Below are 22,386 nucleotides of genomic sequence, written 5' to 3' on the forward strand. Positions count from 1 at the left end.
TTAGATTTTTTCTGTCTAATTTCTGGGATGCAGTCCAATTGTCTCATCGCTTTTTTATTTCAATAAACCTGCTTTTTTCAGATAATTATGGGCCACTGTTTTTGCCGATTTTCCCTTTACTTTGACCTGATAATTCATATCACTCATTTGACTTTCGCTGATCTTTCCAGCCAGACGGTTTAAAATCCTTTTTAGCTCTGGATGTTTTTGCAATAATTTCTTTTTAAGCAAAGGTGCTCCCTGATAAGGCGGGAAAAGAGCCTTATCATCTTTGAGAGTAACGAGGTCATATTCTTTTATTTCTGAATCTGTGGAATAAGCATCTGTAATATCAATATCACCGCTCTTGATAGCTTGATAACGTAAGGCTGGTTCCATGGTGCTTACCTGTAAGTTCAGACCGTAAAGACTTTTCAAGCCTTTATTCCCGTCTTCTCGGTCATTAAATTCCAGAGTAAAGCCTGCCTTTGCTGTATTTTCGACCTTTTTCAAATCAGAAATAGTTTTTAAGCCATTTTCCTTGGCAAATGATTTCTTAGCGGCTACAGCATAGGTGTTTTGATATTTCATCGGTTTTAAATAGACGAGTTCGTCCTGCTTCAAAATACCGTCACGCGCTTCCTTGTAAACCTTTTGAGGGTTATTGGATGCTTTGGGCGGATTTTTTAATAAGCTGGCTGTAACTGTCCCAGTAAATTCGGGATAAATATCAATATCTCCTTTTTTAAGGGCTTCGTAAAGAAAAGTCGTTTTCCCAAAATTAGGTTTGACCTTCACCGACAGACTGCTGTCTCGCTCAATCAATTCTTTATACATATTAATCAGGATTTCAGGTTCGGGTCCCATTTTCCCAGCAATGACAATTTCCTCCTGATTCTGACTAGCTTTAATGATATTGGGAAGGTAGGAAACACCCAAACCTGCTAACATTGCCAAAAAAGCAAACATAATTTTTTTGAGCGAAGCTTTTTCCAAAAATTTAATAGCAAGATTAAAGACAATAGCCAAAAGAGCTGACGAAATGGCACCTATTAAAATCAAGGAACTGTTATTGCGGTCAATCCCAAGAAGAATGAAAGAACCAAGGCCGCCGGCACCTATCAGCGCAGCCAAAGTCGCAGTTCCGATAATCATTACGGCTGCTGTTCTGACGCCGGAAATCATAACCGGCATAGCCAAGGGCAGCTCAAATTTTTTCAGCCGCTCCCACTTGGTCATGCCAAAGGCCTGACCGGCCTCAACCAAACTGGGATCGATAGTTGTTAAGCCTGTGATCGTATTCTGCAAAATCGGGAAAAGCGCGTAAATGACCAGAGCAGCAACAGCCGGCACTGTTCCAATTCCCATAAAAGGAATGAATAAGCCTAAAAGAGCTAGAGAAGGAATGGTTTGAAAAATTCCTGAAATCTGCAAGATGATCTCTGATAGGCGTTTACGATGGCTAATGACAATGGCCAAAGGAAGCGCAAGGATAATGGCAAGTAAGAGCGACAACAGAGAAATTTGCAAATGTTCCAGCAAGGACTGCGTCCAATCTCCAAAGCGGTCTTGGAAGGTCGTGATTAAATCTGTCATTGTCTGTCACCTCCAAATAAATCTGCCACAAATGCATTGGCAGGAGACTCTTCAACTTCCTTGGGACTGGCCAGCTGCACAATTTTTCCCTTTTGAAAAACAGCTACCCGATCCGCTAACTTTTTAGCTTCATCAATGTCGTGGGTCACAAAAACGACCGTTATCCCCAGTTCTTTTTGAAGAGAAAGCGTCAGGTCCTGCAGCTGTTTCCGAGAAATAGGATCCAAAGCTGAAAAAGGCTCGTCCATCAAAAGAATGGATGGGTCAGCGATGATAGCCCGTAAAATCCCGACTCGCTGCTGCTCGCCGCCTGACAAGTCTCTAGGATAGCGCTCGAGATACTTATCCGCATCAAGCCCAACCTTGCCGAGCAAATCCTTGGTTTTTTTCAAACGCTTCGCCTTTGACCAACCTTTCATTTCAGGAATCAGTTCAATATTTTCCCTGACGGTTAGATTTGGAAAAAGTGCAATCTGCTGTAAAACATAGCCCGTTGACAAGCGCAGCTCCCGTAAGGAAAGATCTGTAATGGCCTGCTGATTCAAAAAGATTTTCCCTTGGCTAGGCTCAATTAAACGGTTAATCATCTTTAGTGTTGTTGTTTTACCGCTGCCGCTGGGGCCAATAAGAACAAAGAATTCCCCTTTAGCAACTTCAAAATCAAGGGCATCCAGCACCTTTTCCTGCCCATAAGACTTGCTGACATTTTTAAAACGAATCATAGTTTCTCCTTCCACCTAGGGCTAGCGGCTTCCAAATTTTGCATAACCTTAGTCAGCATTTTTTCAAACTGCTGAATTTCTTTTTGCGAAAAATCTTTATAAAAAATTTCTCCTAAAGCCTGGCTGACTTTCTCGCCGACAGCCTCCTGTGATTTTCCCAGCTCTGTTAAATAATAGCAGCGCTTGCGTTTGTCTTTAGGATGAGAGCTTGAAACAATTAATCCTTGAGTTTCCAGACGCTGCAACATTTTAGTCAGCGTATTATTAGCCAGTCCAGTCTTTATAGCTATATCTGTTGCTGTCAGGGGCTCTGCAATCCAAAGACAGCTCAGAATTTTACCCTGCTCTCCTGAATAGACAGCTCCTTCTTCCTCAGCCAGTAGCTTGTTGAACAGGCGCCCATTCAGGAGATTGATGTGACTAATTAAATAACCACCTCTTGCTAATTTAGTCATTTGATCTCCTTTTGTAATTATTTCTAAATAGAACTATTTTAATTATACAAGCCCAATGTTAAAAAGTCAATTATTTCTATATAGCAATAAGACAGAACCGAATTCATAAAGATTTTCCACTAAATTCATTGTTCCGTCTTCACTGTAATTTCTATAAGGATATAAACTATTCTAGCTAGTGTAAACCACTGCCATTACTCTTTGATTACTGCTTTCTTTCAATTGTCTTAAGAAACTCTATACTTTTTAATGGGCAAGCAGTCCTAATTTTTCAAAGGCATTAAAAAGCCCGTCCTCTTCAACATCGTCTGTTACCATATCAGCCATGGCTAAAATTTCAGGTCCGCCATTGCCCATGGAGACCCCTATTTCACAATATTCCAGCATCGGAATATCAACTTTGGCATCGCCAAAAGCAATAGTGTCTTTTCTATCGGCTTTTAAATGCTGTAAGAGAGCATCAATAGCATGAGCCTTGGTGATATTTTTGACTCCTAAATCACCAAATAAGGCTGCTTCGCCGCGGCCGCCCCAGGTTCCCACCTTTAAATCCGGAAAGGCCTTTTGCGCATCTAGGTAATCTTGATAAGAATCAAGCACGAAGCTGATTTTATTGAGATCATCGCGGTAAAGATTAGCACCGTAAACCAAACCGTGCATGACATCATCGACTTCCTGATCTTCAACTTCAGCTGAGGTTTTCCCTTTGCACATGGCATAAATCTTTAAAGTCTCACGCGCCCGCTCTCTGAAATGCTCACTAGCAAAGAGACCATTATTGCTTTCCAAATAGAATTCTAAGCCACGCTCATACAGCCAATCAACAGCCGCCTTTGCATCTTCTGGAGAAATCAGCTGATGCATAATTACTTGACCATCATGTTCGACATAAGAACCATTACCGCCAATCATACCATCTAGGCCGATGTCCCAAAGTTCCGGCTGCATTTCTGCCCGGCTGCGTCCCGTTGAAACAAATACCAGATGTCCATTTTGACGCGCTTTGCGGATAGCTCTTATTGCTGACTGCGGGATGCGGTTGTTATAATCCACCAGAGTCCCGTCCACATCTAAAAAAATAATTTTCTTGCTCATGTATCTGCTCCTAACGATGTTCTAGTTTTATTATAAATGATGCTGTTTGTAAAAGGATAGTGTCATTCTCTTAATATCTGATACTATCGTACTATCTTAAAAGAATGATAAAACGCCAAGGCTTTTAACTGCCCTGGCGTTGGTTTTGAGCTTGTTTTTTATAAACATGATCTTTAATAATTTGATAAAGGCTGGCTAAAATAGGTACTGCCATCAGCATACCAACAAGACCTGCCAAAGCACCGCCAATAGTGATAGCTAAGAGTACCCACATAGACGGCAGACCGATAGAGCCGCCGACAACCCTTGGGTAAATAACATTGCCTTCAAATTGCTGCAGCAAAACAAGAAAGACTACAAAGACAACTGCTTGTGAGAAGGATTGTGTTAAAATTAAAATAGTTCCAATAGTGACACCGATATAAGCACCAACAACAGGGATTAAAGCTGTAAAAGCAATTAAAACACCAATTGTTGCTGCATAAGGCAAGCCAAGAAGCATCATACCGATAGCTGACAGGGTTCCTAAAATCATGGCTTCTAGGGTCTGACCAACAAAGAAACCATGAAAACGACTGTGCAAAATCCCCACAAGGTAGTGAACCGTCCCAGCATATTTACCAAGATAAGTATCGATTAAAAGATTAAACTGGCGGCCTAATTTTTCTTTATTTGCTAAAACATACATTGAAAAAATGATGCTGACAAAAATTGAGATCAGAGTTGATGCTATCGAGGTGACTGAAGCTAATACATTCGTCAAAACACTCAAAAATTGATTTAAAATTTGCCGACTGTAATTAGAGATAAGCTTGCTAAGCTGCGCATCACCTCCTGAAACTTCTAAAATTTTAGAAACCCACTTATTATGCTGAACTTCATTAATAATGCTTTGGATATCTTTAGGATTGATGGACAGTAAAGACTTAAGGCTGGCAATTAAATCTGGCAAGACAATGGTAAAAATAAGAGTAACAACCAAAACAAAAGTTGCATAGGCTAAAATCATTGTTAGAGGACGCTTAGCCTTCAAAAGACGCTGCGATGTTATGAACTTATCATAAAGTTTTTCATAAGCACTCATAACAATATTAACAATATAGCCAATAGCTGCCCCTGTTAAAAAGGGAGACAGAGCAGCTACAAAAGTATTCAATAAATTAGCTCCCGCTGACCAGTTTGCCACAATAGCATAGCAAATAACAAAAACTAGGACAGGATAAGCAATATAGGATTTTTTAATTTTCATAAATGTTATTATACACTAAATTAGCCTTAAAAAGATAGGAAATGCCTAAAAAAACAGATTATGGCAAATCTGTTTTTTTTTAGGTTTAAATTACACTTCTGTCCCGTTTGAAGCAATAACTTGCTTATACCAGTCAAAGGATTTCTTCTTGGAACGCTTGAGACTACCATTCCCATCGTTATCACGGTCAACATAGATGAAGCCATAACGTTTTTTCATTTCACCAGTACCCGCTGAGACAAGGTCTATACAGCCCCAAGTCGTGTAGCCCCAAAGTTCAACACCATCTTCATTAATCGCCGCGTTCATAGCCTTGATGTGCTCGCGCAGATAATCAATCCGGTAATCGTCTTCAACATAGCCGTTTTCATCTGGCTTATCTACTGCACCAAGACCGTTTTCAACAATAAACATTGGCTTTTGATAGCGATCCCAGATGGTATTAAGCGTAATGCGAAGGCCGAGCGGATCAATTTGCCAGCCCCATTCAGATGATGCCAAGTAAGGATTTTTGATAGAAGCAAAGATATTTCCCTGCGTCTTATCATTAGCTTTTGGATCAGCAGAGGCTACTCGGCTGGAATAATAAGAGAAGGAAACAAAATCAACTGTATTTTCACGAAGCAGCTGTAAATCTTCATCGGTCATGACAATATTGAGTCCATCGCGTTCAAACTGCTTTTTGGCATAGTTAGGATATTCTCCGCGTGCCTGCACATCAATAAAGAAATAATTGGAACGGTCTTCCTGCATAGCCTTCCAATAGTCCTTGGGATTGCAGGTGTTGGGATAATACTGGCCGGCAGCCAGCATACAGCCCACTTTGTTTTCTGGATCTATTTCATGAGCTAACTTGGTCGCAATAGCTGACGCAACTAGTTCATGGTGAGCAGACTGGTACTTCACTTCTTCTTCATTTTCGCCTTCTTCAAAATAGAGACCTGCTCCCATAAATGGTGCATGAAGAATCATATTGATTTCATTGAAGGTCAGCCAATATTTTACCAGTCCTTTATAACGAGTAAAGAGGGTACGGCAGAGACGCTCATAAAATTCTAACATCTTGCGATTGCGCCAACCGCCATATTCTTTAATCAAATGCATGGGACAGTCAAAATGGGTAATGGTTACCAGCGGTTCAATACCATACTTATGGCATTCTTTAAATAAATCTTCATAGAATTGCAAGCCGGCTTCATTAGGTTCCAATTCATCTCCTTGCGGGAAAATACGCGTCCAGGCAATAGAGAGACGGTAAGTTTTGAAGCCCATTTCACCGAAAAGAGCAATGTCTTCCTTGAAATGATGGTACATATCAATGGATTCTTTAGCAGGATAAAAATAGCCTTCTTCAAAGTCGAACATCTTCTTTTTACCAGCAATAATCGGAAAGCGGTCTTGGCCAATCGGCACCACATCAACATTGGCTAATCCGCGGCCGTCAGCATCGTAGGCACCTTCGCATTGGTTGGCAGCTGTTGCGCCGCCCCATAAAAATCCTTTTGGAAATGGTTTTAAACTTATCATTTACTTCTCCTTTTATGAGTTATTTTGGATTCTAATTATCCATCAGTGCGCTTCTTCCTTGATATATACTTTTTTATCTTGAACCGGATCGGTAACAGACAAAAGGTCAAAGCGATTTTTTTCATAGGTAAATTTCAAAATAGCACAGTTGGTCATGCGAATACGCGGATAATCAGCGATGACTTGACGGTAAAATTGAGCAATGGCAGCTCCATGACTGACTATAAGAAGAGTTGAGGGTTCTTTTTCAGCCTCCAATAACTGCCGAATCGTTTTTTCCATGCGGCACCGAACATCTAGATACGATTCACCGCCATAAGTTACAAAATAATCACCATAGCCAATATCACCCTGCAAAGGAGGATTAAGATACTCCTGCTGGCCTTCAAAGGCGCCAAAATCTTGTTCTTTCAAACCTTTCAGCCGTACATAATCAGTTCGTCCGCTGGCTAGTTCAGCCGTGTCACAGGCTCGTTCCTGCGTGGAAGTATAAATACTATCAAAGACAACACCCTTTTGATCAAAATAATGTTTTGCAGCTTTGGCTTGTTCAATTCCCAGCTCAGTCAGCGGCGAATCACTGGCGCCTTGAATACGTTGCTGCACATTGAAGCGTGTTTGCCCATGCCGCATTAAATAAAATGTTCGCACTGAAATAGAATCTCCTTTATAAATCAATTTTTTGATTGGTCAGCGGATCGATGAGGCTGACTAAGTTCAGCTCGCCGTCGGAATAATCAAATTGACAGATAGCACAATTCCCCAAACGAAAGCCCTGCGGAAGCTCCTGCCCAAGCTTTAAAACGAGACCGTAAAGAGCCGCTCCGTGGCTAACCATCAGATTTGTCTGTACTTGCTCCTTGGCAAGTATTTCTATAATGGTGTCATAAACACGTTTGCCAACTTGATAAATATCCTCGCCGCCATAGGGCACCAGTAAATCCTCAAATGAGTTGCTGCCCGGTCTGAATTTAGGCAGCAGCAGTTCAGGCTGGGCTTCAAAGATACCAAAATTCATTTCTTTTAGCCCCTTTAACTGCTGATAGGGAAGGTCGGTAATGACTTTCAAAGTATCCGTTGCTCGTTCTTGTGTTGAAGAATAGGCTCTGTCAAATAAAATTCCCTGCCTTTGAAAATAATCTCTTGCTTGCTGTGCCTGTTCAATTCCTGTTTCAGTCAGGGGAGAATCACACCACCCCTGAACGCGTTTTTGTTTGTTAAATAAAGTTTCTCCATGGCGCATGAGATAAAGCGTCTGAGCCATTCTTACACTCCTTTTAATCCTGTTTGTTCAATAAATTGGCACCGTTGCTTGCAACCAATTCCTTATAATAAAAGAAAGAATCCTTGCGCGAACGATTAAGGGTCCCCTTATCCTTTATCATCTGCGTCTACATAAATAAAACCACAGCGTTTGGACATTTCTGATATTGATGCGGAGATATGGTCGGTACAGAGCCCCACAAAAATCCTTTCGGAAACTGTTTGGTCAATAGCAAGTACCTCCTGTTATCATAATCATTGTTATTATAACAGTTAGAAAACTGCATTTCCTCTATAATCCTTAGATATACTGATACTATCCTATGATTAGAGACTTACACAGTGATTTCGATCTGACAGTCTTCAATTCCCAAAACACAGGATTCATAATAACCGTCACCTGTTGTCCGCGGTCCGCTTAAAACGGGATAACCATCGCTTTGAAGCCGTCTCGTCAGCTCATCAACTTTTTCTTTACTGCCTGTACTGACTGCAAAATGAATCAATCCCAAACGTTCCTGCGGCAGTTTTTTCTTAACAATAGCTTCCTTGCTCATAATTTCTAAGCGCGCCCCGTCATCAAAAGATAAAAAGTAAGATTTAAAACCTTTCTTTTTATTGTGGTAAAGTTCATTTGACCGAGCCTGGAAATATTTCTCAAAAAAATGACGCACCGCTTCTAAATCATCGACATAGATCGCTACATGCTCTATCTTCATCCTAACCCTCCTAAGTCTTTATTCAATGCTAACGGCGGCTTTTAACTATCCAAATCATTTCTAAAATCAAAACAAGCATGGCAAGAACCAGCAAAAAGACTGACAAAGACTGCATTTCTGTATTGAGGCTAAATAAGCCCGCAGAAAGCATTAAAGCTAAGAAAATCAGACTAAATATTAGACGATTGGCAATGCTGTTGACTGTTTTGACACGGTTAGCGTAGTCATAAAAGTCGTGATTGATTAAAATACGGCCGTTTAGCACCTGTTCCAGCAGCTGATTTATCCGCCTTGGAACATTTTTGCCATTTTTTAAAAGATAAAACAATTCAATCAGCAAGGCCTCTTTGTTGAGAGCCTGTTTCAGCAGATCAGGCCCCATATTTTCGAGGAAATAATTCTTTGCTAAAGTCATCAAATCAATATTAGGTGCCAAATTTCGGAAAATCCCTTCAATCTGCAGCGAAGCCTTTTCCAAAATAACGATTTGTGATGGCGCTTTTAGGTGATTTTTAAGGAAAATATCAACTAAATCCTGCAAGAAATCGGTAATGGATAAATCTCCCAAATCAAGACTGGAATATTTGGCCAGCATGCGCTCAACATCCTGACTCAGCTCCATCTTATTGATAGAGGTATCAAAACTGGTAATGTCAAGAACAGCTCTGGTCATACCATCCACGTCTTGAGCTGTAAAACTATAGAGAATATCATTTAGAGAAGACCGCATGGTATCTTCTAACCGTCCGGTAATCCCGAAATCAATAAAGTAAATCTGCCCTTCATGAATCAAAAGATTTCCCGGATGGGGATCTCCATGAAAACACCCGTCCTTGAAGACTTGTTTGATAAAAGAGAGCATCAGTTTTCGGCCGATATCCTCTAAATCATAGCCGGCCTTGAGCAAATCTTCATAATGGTTGATAGGAATTCCGGAGACATATTCTTCAACAATCATATGCCGGGTCGTGTAATCTGAAAAAACTGCAGGCACAGCAACACACTTAATCCCTTGATTGAGTTCAGCAAAATCCAGCATGGCCTGCGCTTCATTGCGAAAATCAATTTCAAGAATCAGACTGTCCTTTAACTGGTATAAGACATCTGTCACATTAACCATGGGAATAAAGGCAGACGGAATTCTGCTAGACAAGCGAATCAAGAGACTGATATCTTCTTCTATAACATCCGCCAAATGCGGTCTTTGGATTTTTATCACAACTTCCTGACCGGAATAAAGCTTGGCCAGATGCGTCTGAGCAACGGAACCGCTGGCCAAAGGCTCATCTGAAACCCACTGAAAGACCCTATCAATCGGTTCTTTAAGCTCTGCTTGAATAGCAGACATAACAACATCTTTAGACAGGGGCTGCACATCGCTTTGCAGCTTACTCAATTCTTTAATATAAGCTTCCGGCAACAAATCACTTCTAGTGGACAAAATCTGACCAATTTTGACAAAACTCGAGCCCAGTTTTTCAAAGGCCTGACGCAGTTTTTGCGGTGCTGTTAGGTCATCAAGCGGCTTTCTTTTATCCTTAAGTGCTGTTAGGCCGACAGAACTAAACACAGCAACTATTTCTCTTAAACGCTTAGTTGACATAAAATTTCCCTTGCCTGAAACTACTTGTCAGATGACTGCTGCAAAAGAGCATCCAGTTTTGCCTCCAAACGAGAAACATCTTCCTTGGTTGCGTACTGCACACTTTGTGTTTTGGCATTGACCTTATCCATAACTTCCTGAGCTTCTGCCTGACTCTTGCGCTTTAATTCAGACTGCAATTCCTTGCCCTCATCCACAGTGATGCGGCCTTTTTCAACCAATTCCTTAATGAAACTGTTTGCCTTTTCATAAGTCATCGAAGTCAAACCGATACCAGCCAATAAAATTTTTTTCAATTCATCCATCGTAAGTCCTCCTTAATAATAGAGCTTGCCGCAAGATGCGGCTTATTTAGTTATACCTTTATCTTACTACTTTTTGTGAAAAATATGGGAATTTTTCCAAATTTTTCAGGATATTTTAGAAATTTAATTGTTAAAGATAAACAATAAAAAACTGCAGAACGACTAAATTTCTGCAGTTTTAATATTGTCTTTTGAGCGGTTATTTTTACAGCTCTCTCCTTAAAGCAGCTGCTATTTTAGCATAGCCATCCTGACTTAAATGCAGCCCATCAATGGTATTATGCTCTGCCAAATTTCCGCTATCATCTAAAAGTAAAGGATACAAATCAATATATTCAGCACCTGCCAAAACCTGCAGGTCTTGATTTAACTGCTGTACAGCAGCGTTGTTTCTGATCTTCACCTTTGCAGCATACTGTTCTCCTTCATTGACCGGCAAAACAGACAAGAGGTAAATCTTAGTAAAAATATTATGACTGCGAATCTGCGCTATCATATCGGCAATTCTGCTGGCAATAGCTGATAAGGCATAGCCTCTGCCGATATCATTGATGCCAATCATTAAAAAGACCTTGGCCGGATTTAAGTCCAGCACCTGCTCTTGCAGATGCTCCAAAAGCCAGACAGAATCAGTGCCGGCAATCCCTCTGTTAATCAGCGGCTTCTCACGGCCCAGATATTTTTTCAAAGGGAAAAATTCGGTGATTGAATCACCAGTAAAAACAATCCCCTCTGCAGATTCCTGCGGATTAGATTTTTGGAAAGAACGCAGCCGCTCCATCTGATAGCTATCTAATTTAGCACTGCCCTTTTCCTTGGAACGCTGAGCAGAAGTTTCCAGCCCATCTAACATGTTTAGCCCCCTTAGTCTCATTGTAGACAACAAACAGCAAGATTAAGTCTAAAACCTATCGCTGTGCTTTGTCTTAAACCTTCTCCAAATAATGTTCAATCGTTTCCAGTACACCAGAAGCATCATTTGATCCTGCCTGATAGCGAGCAGCCGCTTTGGCCTCTTTTGAAGCGTCATCCATGGCATAAGAATACTTAGCCAATTTTAGCATTTCAACATCATTGCCGCTGTCTCCAAAGACCATCAGATTATCTCTCGTATAATTCCAGCGCTTTAGCAATTGCTCAAGAGCCCAGCCTTTATGCAGACCTTTTGTGATGACATCAATGCAGCCAAAACCGCTGCTGGTGCTTACCAGACAATCATTGGTTTTAAATGTATCAATAGCCTGCATCACCTGCGTCACAGCTTCTTCTTCAACCTTCAGAGTTAATTTGAAGAAGCGCTCGTGAGGAAGCGGAAGCAATTCCTCAACAAGTTCTAAGTTAGGCAGAAAAGGCAAAAGCCATTCGATGATATCATGGGGAACATCTCTGCGCAAATAAGCTTTCTCCTCACCTGCCAAAGAAATGACAGCTTCAGGGTATTTTTTCTCAACAAAATGTATCAAATGAGCAATGTCTTCTCTTTTTTGAAAAACTTCAATCAAGGGCTCATCTTTATGAACGATATTAGCACCATTTTCACCGACAAAGGTCAGCTGCTTATGGCAATCGGGAAATTGATCTCTCAGCTGCCGATACTGATTTCCGCTCGCTACAACAAAGCGAATATCCTTTTCCTGCAGCTGCTTTAACAGCTTTTGGAAGCGCTCATGGTCATATTGACCCTGCGAATTTAAAAAAGTACCATCCATATCAGTCGCAATTACTTTTACTGTCATTTTAACTCCTTAATCATTCATTTCATAAAACAGCGGATCAGAAACCTGCTATTCCAAACCAAATAGTATTTTCAGCTCCGTCACATTGGCAGGCAGAACATTCTCCTTCTCCAGAAAATCCGCTAAGTCTTCCGGAGCCACCCACACATGACCGTCTGTCTCCCCTTTTTGATAACTGACGCTGTTCTTGTCAGCATCGGTCCTAGCCAAATAATGGTCAAAGTGGGAATGGTACTGAGGATCGCTGTATTGAAAAAGAAGCTGCAGGCGCCCAGTCTCCAGACCTGTCTCCTCTTTTAATTCCCGTCGGACAGCCGTTTCTGAATCCTCACCCTGTAAAACCGAGCCACCGGCAGTCGCCTCATAATAGCCCGGAAAAATTTCCTTTTCAGAAGAGCGATGCATAAAAAGCACCGCATTGTCCTCATGTAAAAGCAAAACCTCAACTACCAAGTGAAAGTCATCTGCTGTTGAGAACGTCTCACGTACAATAGACTTTCCCGGAATCCGCTGCCGATTTTCATCATAGGCATCCCAAAGTTCTGTCATAAGCGCATCTTCCTCACTTGCAGTTTCTTTTATTATATCCCTAAAGATGATGAAAATTCAAGTTTTTTCTTAGCTGTCCCTCGTCTGTAAATATAGTATGCGACCCCTCAACTGCGGCCATAAATACTCTCGGCTCAAAAGCCTAAATTTTTTTCGCCAGTTTGTTGACTGTTCCTCAGTGTTTTACACTATATATTTTCCCCTTATTTATAACACCGATTCTAAAGCTGTCAAAAGAATTTTCAGAAAAGCTCGACGACTGTTATTTTATTTTATAAAAAACACCCCAATTGTTAGATTTTTTATCTAACTTTTTAGGGTGCAGTACAATCTGCCTCGGTTTTCCAGTGTATCTATATCTGCCATTATGAAAAGAGACCAACAAGCCATTGCCAAATTCTGGCAAAGAATCCTTTGCCGGACTCAATCGCCTTACTAGCATCAAAATTTACATTGAGTCCTTTAAAAGTAGATTTAGCTTTAGAAACGATACTGTCTTTCAAAGAATTAAGTGTTGATTTAAAACCGTCATTGTGAATCACCTTACTTTTTGACAGATTGAAGGCAAAATTAACTATCAAGGTAATTTGATTTTCTGTCATTGAGGATTTCAGACTATAATTTTCCAATGTATCCTCTACAATTTTTTGAACCTGATCTTTAGTCAGATTATCACCTGCATCTGCTACTGCCGATTTAATATCTGTCAAAGCAACATTGAGTTTGTCTGCATCGTAGCCTTTCTTGCCTTGATTTTGTTCATTGATGTCAGAAAGGGCACTCAGCTCTTCTTGTGCTAAGTTCTTGCTTTCTTCAGAAACACTTGCTCCGTTTTCCTCAAGCGAGTAGTAAATGCCTGCCAAAGCCGATTCCCCTGTGACTGCAATCGGTGCTGCAACCGTAATCTTAGCATGCTCAATGCCAAGTGTCACCGCAGCATTTCGATACATATCCTGAGTAACCTTGGTAATGTTTTCCGGCGTCACAATCTTCACCTCAAGTGTATCTTTCTCGCCTAATTTTTGAATTCTAACTGATGAATACAGTTGCAGGCTGGAATCAGCTGCCACATTCATGATCTTAGCATAATTTTGACTATCAAGCGTTTTAACATTAGTGTCTGTATCAGCCTTGTAACCCAGTAAATTCAATGTTTGATTGCGCTGCTCCTCACTCAACGAATAACCCATGACGTAATCCGGCTGAACGTAAGCTTCATCAATCACTGCTTGAACAGAATCAGAACTGCTGGCCTTGACAGTTGTCAGACCCAGCAAGGAAGCAATTAAAATCCCGCCGCATATCATTATTTTTCGTAACATCATAAAATATTCCTTTCTTATATCTAAATTTTTCCCTGATGATTCATTATAGCATTAGAAAGGTTATTCTCAAATTAAAAACCAGATGTCCCTATATTTTTATTCGTGCAGTTCCAAGGGAAGACCATCTGGATCAAAAAAGAAAGTCATTTTTTGACCGGTATAATCATCATAACGTAATTCTTCGACCTTTATCTCCAAATCTATCAGTTCCTTCCTGACTTTTTCAACATCTTTGACGCGAAAAGCCAAGTGCCGCAGTCCGCAAGCTTCCCTCGGCCAGCTAACACGTTCTGGCGGAGCGCTGTAATTAGTATTTGTTATTTTATTTCCAAAAATTTCCAACTCTACATCGCCGCATTTTAAATCAAGTTTGTAATCCTGCCTCTGCGGTCTGTAATTCTCACGGATTACTTCAAAACCTAGCTTATTAACATAAAAATCATAAGACTTTTCATAATCTGAAACAATAAAAGCCACATGATGAATTGCATTTAATTTCATTATCTTACTCTTTCTAAATGATTCGATAGTTTAAGTAAAAAAACTCGCTTTTGCGAGTTTCTAAACTACAGTGATATTTGATTATAAGACTGACGAAAGGCTTTTTTGACTTTCTTAGGTGCTTTTTTAAAATCAACTTCTCCTTCGTAGCTGCCATGAACAATTGTTCTGGCTGTCGCTCCGGCATCTGTACAGGTTACCAGAGTAATTTCTGTCTGCCCTGGTCTATCATCTATCACCTCAACATGCTCAGGACTAACTGTTTTGACCTCATTGATAACATAGGTGTAGATTTTGTTTTTATCCGTCAGATAAATTGCCATTCCCTTTTGTGCACGTTCTAACGGTGAAAACAGCATCTGAGAAGAGCCTGTCATCCCAAAAACATGGTGACTAGCTAGGGCATAATTATTTTGCCCCATGGCCTGATTCTCTTTCATTGTGCCGGCACCATAAGTCAGTCCGACATTATCTAAGCCTTTAAAAATCGGCAGATTAATCTTCAAATCTGGAATCGCAATACCGCCTATAACCGGCAGTTTCTGCGCTGCCATTTGCGCTGCTAAAACCGACTCGGTGCTGATTGATTTAACTTTTTTAAAATCAAAGGAAGAATCGGCGTTTTTATTTTTTTGGATATCTTCCTTGCTCACCTTGCTGACCTGATATTTATTCGTATTCCAAGCAATCAGGCTGTTTCTGATTGGGGTATTAAAGATTAATGCCAGACCAATCAAAAGCAAGAGAAGAAAGAAAAAGGTGCGAAGGAAATGTCGCCTTTTTCTCGGTTTTCTCTTATTATTCATTGACTTTCTACTCATTTTCATCACCATCAGAAGCTACCTCTTCCACTGCTTCTGGTTTTACAAGTGCAAAAGTGACAATTTTTGCCTGCTTGTCTAGACGCATGACCTTGACACCCATGGCTGAGCGGCCTGTCTGGGATATATTGGCAACACTTGTACGAATAATCACACCTGTATCCGTAATAACCATGATATCCTCATCGCCATTAACAGTCACTAAGCCCGCAAGAGGACCGTTTTTAGAAGTGATATTGGCAGTTTTTATCCCCTTACCGCCGCGGCCCTTGGTTGGATACTGATTTGCAGGGGTTTGCTTGCCATATCCTTTTTCAGTAATGGTTAAGACATCCTGATTGTCAACAATATGGGCAGCACCGATAACAAGATCTTGCTCACGCAGATTAACTCCCTTAACACCAGTTGCTGAACGTCCCATATTGCGAACAGCAGTCTCATTGAAACGAACGGAATAGCCTTGGCGTGTTCCGATAATAATATCGTTTGAACCATCTGTTAAAAGCACATTGATAAGTTCATCACCATCGCGAAGGTTCAGAGCCTTGAGTCCATTTTGGCGAATATTGCCAAAGGCAGAAACGCTGGTGCGTTTGACAAGTCCCTGTCTGGTTGTGAAAAAGAGGTACTTATCGTGGAAATCATCGGCATTGACATTGATAATCGTCTGAATCGTCTCTCCCTCATCCAGTTTCAATAAGTTCACAACCGGCAGCCCTTTAGCAGTCCGGCCGTATTCAGGAATTTCATAGCCTTTCAGGCGGTAAACTCTGCCTTGATTTGTGAAGAAAAGCATAGAATCGTGGGTGCTAGTTGAAACCAGTTCACGGACAAAATCATCATCATTAACTCCAGTTCCCTGAACACCGCGGCCTCCGCGTTTTTGAGCACGGAACTCATCTTGTCCCAGACGCTTGATGTAACCCTTATTAGACAAGGTAATCAAAACATCTTCTTCTTCGATTAAGTCTTCATCTTCAAGTGACAAGACTTCACCGACCATGAGTTCTGTCCGGCGTTCATCAGCAAATTTACGTTTGATTTCTTCAAGTTCATCTTTGATAATAGCGACGACGCGTTCAGGCTTAGCTAAGATATCTGCCAAATCAGCAATCAAAGCCAGCAATTCGTTGTATTCAGACTGGATTTTGTCTCTTTCCAAACCAGTCAGGCGGCGCAGACGCATATCAAGAATTGCCTGACTTTGCCGTTCTGATAAATCAAAGCGGCCCATCAATTCTGCCTGCGCGATGGTATCAGTCTCACTGCTACGGATAATCTGAATAACTTCATCCAGATGATCAAGGGCAATCAGTAAGCCTTCCAAAATATGCGCGCGGCTCTCAGCTTTGGCTTTGTCAAATTCAGTCCGTCTGACAATAACTTCTTTTTGGTGAGCAATATAGTTATCTAAAATCTGTCTCAAGGACAAAATCTTTGGCACACCATTTTCAATGGCCAGCATGTTAAAACTAAAGTTTGTCTGCAAGCTTGTCAGTTTAAACAGATTGTTTAAAATAACGCTGGCGCTGGCATCCCGGCGAACTTCAATAATGAAGCGGACACCTTCGCGGCTCGATTCATCACGAACAGCGGTAATGCCTTCAACACGCTTTTCCTGTGCCAGGCGGACGATATGTTCATGCACCTTAGTCTTATTGACCATATAAGGAAACTCAGTGACAACAATCCGCTCACGGCCCGATTTTGTTTGCTCAATCTCAGTACGAGCACGTAAAACAATAGAACCTTTTCCTGTGTCATAGGCCCGATGTATGCCTGATTTTCCCATAACAAGAGCTCCTGTTGGAAAATCAGGTCCAGGTAAAACTTCCATAAGATCGCGTGTTGTCACATCGGGATTATCCATAACTAATTTGACAGCATCAATAGTCTCTCCCAAATTATGCGGCGGAATATTGGTTGCCATACCAACAGCAATACCAGTCGCCCCATTGACCAAGAGATTTGGAAAACGCGACGGCAGAACCAAAGGTTCACGCTCACTGCCATCATAGTTATCTGCAAAATCGACCGTGTTTTTATTGATGTCACGCAGCATTTCCAGAGCAATTTTGCTCATACGCGCTTCTGTATAACGCTGAGCTGCTGCACCATCTCCATCCATAGAACCAAAGTTACCATGACCATCGACCAACATATGACGATAGGACCACCACTGTGCCATCCGAACCATGGCCTCATAGATAGATGAGTCCCCATGTGGATGGTATTTACCCATGACATCACCTGTAATACGTGCTGATTTTTTATGTGGCTTATCAGGGGTAACTCCCAATTCATTCATCCCGTATAAAATACGGCGATGAACTGGTTTAAGTCCATCACGAACATCTGGCAGGGCACGAGAAACAATAACACTCATAGCATAGTCAATAAAACTCGTTTTCATTTCACTCGTTAAATTAACATCTACTAAATTTCTATCTTGCATTAAAAAATGCTCCATTTCTAGTCTAAAACTCCTTTATATTATATCACAAAAAATGCTCTTTTTCAGCTATTCTACTATAGTTTTCCTTTAACAGAGGAAAATACTAGTGACTTTTTTAACAAAAAGTGTTAGAATAAATTCGTATAAAATATACACTTAATAAATTATAAGGAGATGTTTAGAACATGACTGCAACTAAACAACATAAAAAAGTCATCCTTGTCGGTGATGGTGCTGTAGGATCATCTTACGCCTTCGCCCTTGTTAACCAAGGAATCGCTCAAGAACTCGGAATTATTGAAATTCCTCAGCTGTTTGAAAAGGCTGTTGGAGACGCTCTTGACCTTAGCCATGCACTTGCCTTCACTTCACCAAAGAAAATTTACGCTGCTAAATATGAAGACTGTGCGGATGCTGACCTTGTTGTCATTACTGCAGGTGCACCTCAAAAACCAGGTGAAACTCGTCTTGACCTTGTCGGTAAAAACCTTGCAATCAACAAATCTATCGTTACACAAGTGGTTGAATCAGGCTTTAAGGGAATCTTCTTGGTTGCTGCCAACCCAGTTGACATCTTGACTTATTCAACATGGAAATTCTCAGGTTTCCCTAAAGAACGCGTCATTGGTTCTGGTACATCTCTTGATACTGCTCGTTTCCGTCAAGCTCTTGCTGAAAAAATCGGGGTTGATGCTCGGTCAGTCCACGCCTATATCATGGGTGAACACGGTGATTCAGAATTTGCCGTTTGGTCTCATGCCAATGTAGCTGGTGTTAAATTAGAACAATGGCTGCAAGACAACCGTGATGTTGATGCTGAAGGTCTCGTAAAACTGTTTGTATCTGTTCGTGATGCTGCTTATTCAATCATCAACAAAAAAGGTGCTACTTTCTATGGTATCGCTGTCGCCCTTGCCCGTATCACTAAAGCAATCTTGGATGACGAAAACGCCGTTCTTCCGCTTTCAGTTTTCCAATCAGGCCAATACGAAGGTGTTGAAGATGTCTTCATCGGACAGCCGGCCATCGTTGGTGCACACGGTATCGTTCGTCCAGTAAATATTCCGTTAAATGATGCTGAACTGCAAAAAATGCAGGCTTCTGCTAAACAGCTGAAAGCAATCATTGACGAAGCTTTCTCAAATGAAGAATTTGCAGCTGCAGCCCGCAACTAAACACTCTGTTATACCTATAAAAAAATGAAGCTGATATTCAGCTTCATTTTTTTATAGGCAAAAACGGGACAGGCATGGTTGCTCCGCTGTCACCTGCAAAATAACCATAAGATTATGTATAAAAATGCTAATATAATCAGCCTTGCTGTTCTTTCACATCTTAGCTAAAGAAAAACTTAGTGTTCCCAGTTCTGTCAGCAATATTTATTGATGCTGCGCCGTCGGCTGCAACAGTAATATGCCCTGAAAAGAAAACACTAAGCGTACAGTTCTTTTACTTTAAACAATATAAATGCTTTTCTCCAATATACTAATGACTGTAGTAAGTTTTGCTGACAACCGTCCAATCAATGCCGGCACCATCTGATGATTTTTCTAATTCGCCCTTTGCATTGATACGGTAGCGGGCAACAGCTGGACTGACATTAGGATCTGCTCCTGCTTTTTTCATGGCATCCGTATCATGGTTTTCTCTGACAACAGCATAAACTAAACCATCTGTCTCTGCTTTCCAGCTTTCAATGATATAATCATCTTTTGTGAAACGATTATCATTGAGGCTATCCAGATAATGAGCAATAACCCAATCTTCAACTTGCTGGGTTGTTAGGTTTTTAGTATCTACTTGAGGATCTTCATTCTTATTAGACTTAGAACTTTGCTGTGAGGAGGCACCCTTTGTCAGCCGATAATCAGAATCAGTTTTTAAAGGTTTAGAATAATCAAATTCTGCATTGCTGCGTGTCTGCCAAACGAGAGGTATAATATAATCCTCTCCAATATAAATGCCGTAAGCATATTTGACATCTACTCCTCCAAGCTGAGCACCTGGGACTAAAGCCGTTACTTCTGAGCCTTGAGCAAGATGGTAGAGATATGTGTTGTTTCCGACCTTCTCAAGACTGCTAACCTGACTGGTGTAACTGTTTGAATCTATTAATGTTTTAACAGTCCCATCCTCTGTAAAGGTCATTTTCACGTCACTTTGCATGTGGCTGATATAACCGGACCAAGTATCAAGCAAAGACTGAGGAAAAACAGCAGTATCCTTTTCATTACGGTCTTCTCTGCTGGATCTAGTTGTACTTGTTTTTGAACGTTTGCTTTCCTTAGCTTCTGTGCTTGCAGCAGAACGATGGCTTTCTTGTGAAGGGAGGGCAGTAGATGTTGAGCTATCCTTCAAAAACAAAAAGACTAAAACAATGATAATAACACCGATAGCAGCTGCTGCTGCCAAAAGATAGTTTAAAAAGCGTTTTTTCTGAAGCAAAGTTTTATAAGATCTTTCATATTCCTGCAGTAAAAGCAGAATTTCTTTCCTCAGTTTTGGATCGTTTTCCTGTTCTAAAGCAGTCTTAAGCCGATCAATTTTATTTTTGAGAACTTCTTCCTGCGTCTGTTTTTTTCTTGTTTGCAGTTTGTCATTTTTCAGTTGCTGTCCAGCCATATCAAAAATCTCCTTTACACCTTTTATTATATAATATTCGCTCTTAAGCAGCAATGGTCTGCAATAGAAAAAATTTCCGGCAAATAAAAAGGAGGTGCTTTTCTTTATCAAATCCAGCAAAAAAGAGCTTAGAACAAAAGTGTTCCAGCTCTAAAATTAGTATTGGACGATAATATGGCGCAGCAAGTGCAAGTAAGACTGACTGCCATAGCCCTTTTAATCTTACTCCTGCACAGATCATTAGATGTTTTTTGATACTTGCTGCGCAAGTTCTATGTTCTAAACCTCAAACTTTTCAGCCTATGAGCAATCAGCTGCTGCTGAGCGGACATCAACCCTAATCAACTGTGCAAAGGCAAAAGCACAAAATTAATTCCAGCCAAATACGGATGGGAGCTAGGCTCATTTAGCATTAAGCGCTGCCTTTGTGATGTAGTTATACGGCTGATTGAAATGAGGAAGGAAGAAGAAATCTAAGAGAGCCAATCGATCAATAGTAACCTTCTCCTGAATAGCCAGTGAAAACATGTGAATTCCCATTGACATATCCTCTTTGGATGCCATTTGTGCACCGAGAATAAGGCGGCTATCCTTATCATAGACAATCTTAAGAGTAACTGGATAGTTATCGTGCTCAATGAAGCTTGCTTTTTGAGAATCTGTCAATTCGGTTACTTCGGGATTGTAACCAAACCGTTTAGCCTTTTCAGCTGTCAATCCAGTTGATACCATGTTAAGTCCAAAAATCGAAATACCATTTGAACCTTGTACGCCGAGAGATTCCAATTCATGACCGGCTGCATTGTGACCAGCTACAATCCCCGAACGCAGAGCATTTGATGCCAAAGCGATATAGTTGGTATCGTTGATTGCATTATCATAAACAGTAGCACAATCACCAACAGCATAGACATCTGGAAGGCTTGTTTCCTGCTTTTTATTAACGAGGAAGGCACCGTTGCGGAAAGTTTCCAGCTTGCCAGCTCCAAGTGCAGTATTGGGGCGGAAACCTACAGCTAAGATAACCATATCGACATCGCGGCTCGCTTTATCCGTTACAATACGCTCAACCTTGCCATCGCCTTCAATCGCCTTAACTGTTTCTCCAAAAGCCAATTGAATGCCATGATCTTCTAGGTTCTGACTCATCATATCTGAAAGGTCACGGTCATAATAACCAGCCAAACAGGTATCAACAACATCAATTAAAGTCACTTCTTTACCAAGACGTTTGAAAGCTTCAGCTAGTTCTACACCAATATAGCCGGCACCTACAACAGCAACACGGTTGAGATTTTTACTCTTGTCCTGCAATTTATTAATGACATCTTCAGCATTTTGATAGAGTTTAACAAATTGCAGATTTTCAAGCGTAGCTTCAAATTCGCGGCTGCCTTCTTTTATTGATGCTCCTTCAATAGGCGGCAAAATTGGTGTTGAGCCAGTTGCTAAGATGAGTTTATCATAGTTTTCTACATGCTCCTGACCATTGACCAAGGCAGTAACGGTCTTAGCGTCGTAATCTATAGCTGTTACTGGTGATTCCATGTAGACTTTTGCACCTTTTGATTCCAGCAGTTCTTTGTCTGCATAGAAAAGCCCCTGAGGCCCTGAAATTTGCTTGCCAATCCAAAGAGCCATTCCGCATCCTAAGAAGGAAATGTTAGAATTTTGGTCGAAAACAACAACCTCATTTTCACTGCCGTAATTATCCAAAATGGTATTAACACTAGATGTACCTGCATGGTTTGCACCAACAACAACGATTTTACTCATAAGTAAATCCTCTTTTCACTATAATCTAATTTAATTACCCTACCAGTATAACATGATGTTGAAACGCTTACAAAGAATATGCTCACTT

General features: G+C 40.8%; 21 protein-coding genes and 1 pseudogene. 1 reads left to right on the forward strand and 21 read right to left on the reverse strand.

Annotation, left to right across the window (positions count from 1 at the left end; translation table 11 throughout):
• Positions 1–54: 54 nt before the first annotated feature.
• From SRA_RS05105 to gyrA, 19 genes and pseudogenes are all read right to left on the reverse strand, one after another.
• A complete protein-coding gene (locus tag SRA_RS05105) occupies positions 55–1,575 on the reverse strand; it encodes an ABC transporter permease/substrate-binding protein (protein WP_003088370.1) in 1,521 nt (506 codons plus the stop codon).
• Positions 1,572–2,297: an ABC transporter ATP-binding protein gene (locus SRA_RS05110; protein ID WP_003088372.1), complete on the reverse strand. Its 726-nt coding sequence runs from the start codon at positions 2,295–2,297 to the stop codon at positions 1,572–1,574. The genes SRA_RS05105 and SRA_RS05110 overlap by 4 nt, the downstream gene beginning before the upstream one ends.
• Positions 2,294–2,752, reverse strand: a complete 459-nt coding sequence (locus SRA_RS05115) for a MarR family winged helix-turn-helix transcriptional regulator (RefSeq protein ID WP_003088374.1) — start codon at positions 2,750–2,752, stop codon at positions 2,294–2,296. Before SRA_RS05115 ends, SRA_RS05110 begins: the two co-directional genes overlap by 4 nt.
• A gap of 246 nt (positions 2,753–2,998) precedes the next feature.
• The gene (locus SRA_RS05120; protein ID WP_003088376.1) at positions 2,999–3,847 is read right to left on the reverse strand and encodes a Cof-type HAD-IIB family hydrolase; all 849 of its coding nucleotides are present in this window, start codon (positions 3,845–3,847) and stop codon (positions 2,999–3,001) included.
• 124 nt (positions 3,848–3,971) lie between these two features.
• Positions 3,972–5,096, reverse strand: coding sequence for an AI-2E family transporter (locus SRA_RS05125; RefSeq protein ID WP_003088378.1), 1,125 nt, complete (start codon positions 5,094–5,096; stop codon positions 3,972–3,974).
• Between the two features lie 90 nt (positions 5,097–5,186).
• The gene (locus SRA_RS05130) at positions 5,187–6,623 is read right to left on the reverse strand and encodes a 6-phospho-beta-glucosidase (protein ID WP_003088380.1); all 1,437 of its coding nucleotides are present in this window, start codon (positions 6,621–6,623) and stop codon (positions 5,187–5,189) included.
• Between the two features lie 42 nt (positions 6,624–6,665).
• Positions 6,666–7,256 carry a histidine phosphatase family protein gene (locus SRA_RS05135; RefSeq protein ID WP_174267038.1) on the reverse strand — a complete coding sequence of 197 codons (591 nt, stop codon included), beginning with the start codon at positions 7,254–7,256 and terminating at the stop codon, positions 6,666–6,668.
• 34 nt (positions 7,257–7,290) lie between these two features.
• Positions 7,291–7,887 (reverse strand): histidine phosphatase family protein, encoded by a 597-nt coding sequence (locus tag SRA_RS05140; protein ID WP_003088384.1) that lies wholly within the window; start codon positions 7,885–7,887, stop codon positions 7,291–7,293.
• Positions 7,888–7,900: 13 nt separating this feature from the next.
• A pseudogene (locus SRA_RS09955) lies at positions 7,901–8,078 on the reverse strand (family 1 glycosylhydrolase); the annotation flags it as partial.
• Positions 8,079–8,221: 143 nt separating this feature from the next.
• Positions 8,222–8,605 (reverse strand): VOC family protein, encoded by a 384-nt coding sequence (locus tag SRA_RS05145; protein WP_003088386.1) that lies wholly within the window; start codon positions 8,603–8,605, stop codon positions 8,222–8,224.
• 28 nt (positions 8,606–8,633) lie between these two features.
• Positions 8,634–10,208, reverse strand: a complete 1,575-nt coding sequence (locus tag SRA_RS05150) for an ABC1 kinase family protein (protein WP_003088388.1) — start codon at positions 10,206–10,208, stop codon at positions 8,634–8,636.
• Positions 10,209–10,228: 20 nt separating this feature from the next.
• The gene (locus SRA_RS05155; protein WP_003088393.1) at positions 10,229–10,513 is read right to left on the reverse strand and encodes a phasin family protein; all 285 of its coding nucleotides are present in this window, start codon (positions 10,511–10,513) and stop codon (positions 10,229–10,231) included.
• Positions 10,514–10,718: 205 nt separating this feature from the next.
• A complete protein-coding gene (locus tag SRA_RS05160) occupies positions 10,719–11,366 on the reverse strand; it encodes an SGNH/GDSL hydrolase family protein (protein WP_003088394.1) in 648 nt (215 codons plus the stop codon).
• A 73-nt stretch (positions 11,367–11,439) separates the two neighbouring features.
• Positions 11,440–12,249 carry a Cof-type HAD-IIB family hydrolase gene (locus tag SRA_RS05165; RefSeq protein WP_003088395.1) on the reverse strand — a complete coding sequence of 270 codons (810 nt, stop codon included), beginning with the start codon at positions 12,247–12,249 and terminating at the stop codon, positions 11,440–11,442.
• Positions 12,250–12,297: 48 nt separating this feature from the next.
• Complete coding sequence (locus tag SRA_RS05170; protein WP_003088396.1) at positions 12,298–12,798, reverse strand: NUDIX hydrolase; 501 nt, start codon at positions 12,796–12,798, stop codon at positions 12,298–12,300.
• Between the two features lie 365 nt (positions 12,799–13,163).
• Positions 13,164–14,123 carry a DUF1002 domain-containing protein gene (locus SRA_RS05175; RefSeq protein ID WP_037611385.1) on the reverse strand — a complete coding sequence of 320 codons (960 nt, stop codon included), beginning with the start codon at positions 14,121–14,123 and terminating at the stop codon, positions 13,164–13,166.
• A 96-nt stretch (positions 14,124–14,219) separates the two neighbouring features.
• Positions 14,220–14,624 (reverse strand): SMU1112c/YaeR family gloxylase I-like metalloprotein, encoded by a 405-nt coding sequence (gene gloA2 / locus SRA_RS05180; protein ID WP_003088398.1) that lies wholly within the window; start codon positions 14,622–14,624, stop codon positions 14,220–14,222.
• Positions 14,625–14,689: 65 nt separating this feature from the next.
• Positions 14,690–15,430: a class A sortase gene (locus tag SRA_RS05185; protein WP_003091299.1), complete on the reverse strand. Its 741-nt coding sequence runs from the start codon at positions 15,428–15,430 to the stop codon at positions 14,690–14,692.
• 7 nt (positions 15,431–15,437) lie between these two features.
• Positions 15,438–17,900, reverse strand: coding sequence for a DNA gyrase subunit A (gyrA, locus tag SRA_RS05190; RefSeq protein ID WP_201763887.1), 2,463 nt, complete (start codon positions 17,898–17,900; stop codon positions 15,438–15,440).
• A gap of 185 nt (positions 17,901–18,085) precedes the next feature.
• Between gyrA and SRA_RS05195 the strand changes: the two genes are divergently transcribed.
• Positions 18,086–19,075, forward strand: coding sequence for an L-lactate dehydrogenase (locus tag SRA_RS05195; RefSeq protein ID WP_003088401.1), 990 nt, complete (start codon positions 18,086–18,088; stop codon positions 19,073–19,075).
• Between the two features lie 310 nt (positions 19,076–19,385).
• Here the strand turns inward: SRA_RS05195 and SRA_RS05200 are convergent, their stop codons facing one another.
• Positions 19,386–20,522 (reverse strand): hypothetical protein, encoded by a 1,137-nt coding sequence (locus SRA_RS05200; protein ID WP_003088403.1) that lies wholly within the window; start codon positions 20,520–20,522, stop codon positions 19,386–19,388.
• 402 nt (positions 20,523–20,924) lie between these two features.
• Entirely contained in the window at positions 20,925–22,298 is a 1,374-nt protein-coding gene (gene nox, locus SRA_RS05205; protein WP_003088405.1) for a H2O-forming NADH oxidase, read from the reverse strand.
• Between the last annotated feature and the right edge of the window lie 88 nt (positions 22,299–22,386).

It is taken from the genome of Streptococcus ratti FA-1 = DSM 20564 (genome assembly GCF_000286075.1).
GTDB classification, from domain to species: domain Bacteria; phylum Bacillota; class Bacilli; order Lactobacillales; family Streptococcaceae; genus Streptococcus; species Streptococcus ratti.

Coding starts and splice junctions, on each gene's coding strand:
- SRA_RS05105 (WP_003088370.1), bottom strand. CDS start 1,575: ATGACAGATTTAATCACGACCTTCCAAGACCGCTTTGGAGATTGGACG.
- SRA_RS05110 (WP_003088372.1), bottom strand. CDS start 2,297: ATGATTCGTTTTAAAAATGTCAGCAAGTCTTATGGGCAGGAAAAGGTG.
- SRA_RS05115 (WP_003088374.1), bottom strand. CDS start 2,752: ATGACTAAATTAGCAAGAGGTGGTTATTTAATTAGTCACATCAATCTC.
- SRA_RS05120 (WP_003088376.1), bottom strand. CDS start 3,847: ATGAGCAAGAAAATTATTTTTTTAGATGTGGACGGGACTCTGGTGGAT.
- SRA_RS05125 (WP_003088378.1), bottom strand. CDS start 5,096: ATGAAAATTAAAAAATCCTATATTGCTTATCCTGTCCTAGTTTTTGTT.
- SRA_RS05130 (WP_003088380.1), bottom strand. CDS start 6,623: ATGATAAGTTTAAAACCATTTCCAAAAGGATTTTTATGGGGCGGCGCA.
- SRA_RS05135 (WP_174267038.1), bottom strand. CDS start 7,256: ATGCGGCATGGGCAAACACGCTTCAATGTGCAGCAACGTATTCAAGGC.
- SRA_RS05140 (WP_003088384.1), bottom strand. CDS start 7,887: ATGGCTCAGACGCTTTATCTCATGCGCCATGGAGAAACTTTATTTAAC.
- SRA_RS05145 (WP_003088386.1), bottom strand. CDS start 8,605: ATGAAGATAGAGCATGTAGCGATCTATGTCGATGATTTAGAAGCGGTG.
- SRA_RS05150 (WP_003088388.1), bottom strand. CDS start 10,208: ATGTCAACTAAGCGTTTAAGAGAAATAGTTGCTGTGTTTAGTTCTGTC.
- SRA_RS05155 (WP_003088393.1), bottom strand. CDS start 10,513: ATGGATGAATTGAAAAAAATTTTATTGGCTGGTATCGGTTTGACTTCG.
- SRA_RS05160 (WP_003088394.1), bottom strand. CDS start 11,366: ATGTTAGATGGGCTGGAAACTTCTGCTCAGCGTTCCAAGGAAAAGGGC.
- SRA_RS05165 (WP_003088395.1), bottom strand. CDS start 12,249: ATGACAGTAAAAGTAATTGCGACTGATATGGATGGTACTTTTTTAAAT.
- SRA_RS05170 (WP_003088396.1), bottom strand. CDS start 12,798: ATGACAGAACTTTGGGATGCCTATGATGAAAATCGGCAGCGGATTCCG.
- SRA_RS05175 (WP_037611385.1), bottom strand. CDS start 14,123: ATGATGTTACGAAAAATAATGATATGCGGCGGGATTTTAATTGCTTCC.
- gloA2 (WP_003088398.1), bottom strand. CDS start 14,624: ATGAAATTAAATGCAATTCATCATGTGGCTTTTATTGTTTCAGATTAT.
- SRA_RS05185 (WP_003091299.1), bottom strand. CDS start 15,430: ATGAATAATAAGAGAAAACCGAGAAAAAGGCGACATTTCCTTCGCACC.
- gyrA (WP_201763887.1), bottom strand. CDS start 17,900: ATGCAAGATAGAAATTTAGTAGATGTTAATTTAACGAGTGAAATGAAA.
- SRA_RS05195 (WP_003088401.1), top strand. CDS start 18,086: ATGACTGCAACTAAACAACATAAAAAAGTCATCCTTGTCGGTGATGGT.
- SRA_RS05200 (WP_003088403.1), bottom strand. CDS start 20,522: ATGGCTGGACAGCAACTGAAAAATGACAAACTGCAAACAAGAAAAAAA.
- nox (WP_003088405.1), bottom strand. CDS start 22,298: ATGAGTAAAATCGTTGTTGTTGGTGCAAACCATGCAGGTACATCTAGT.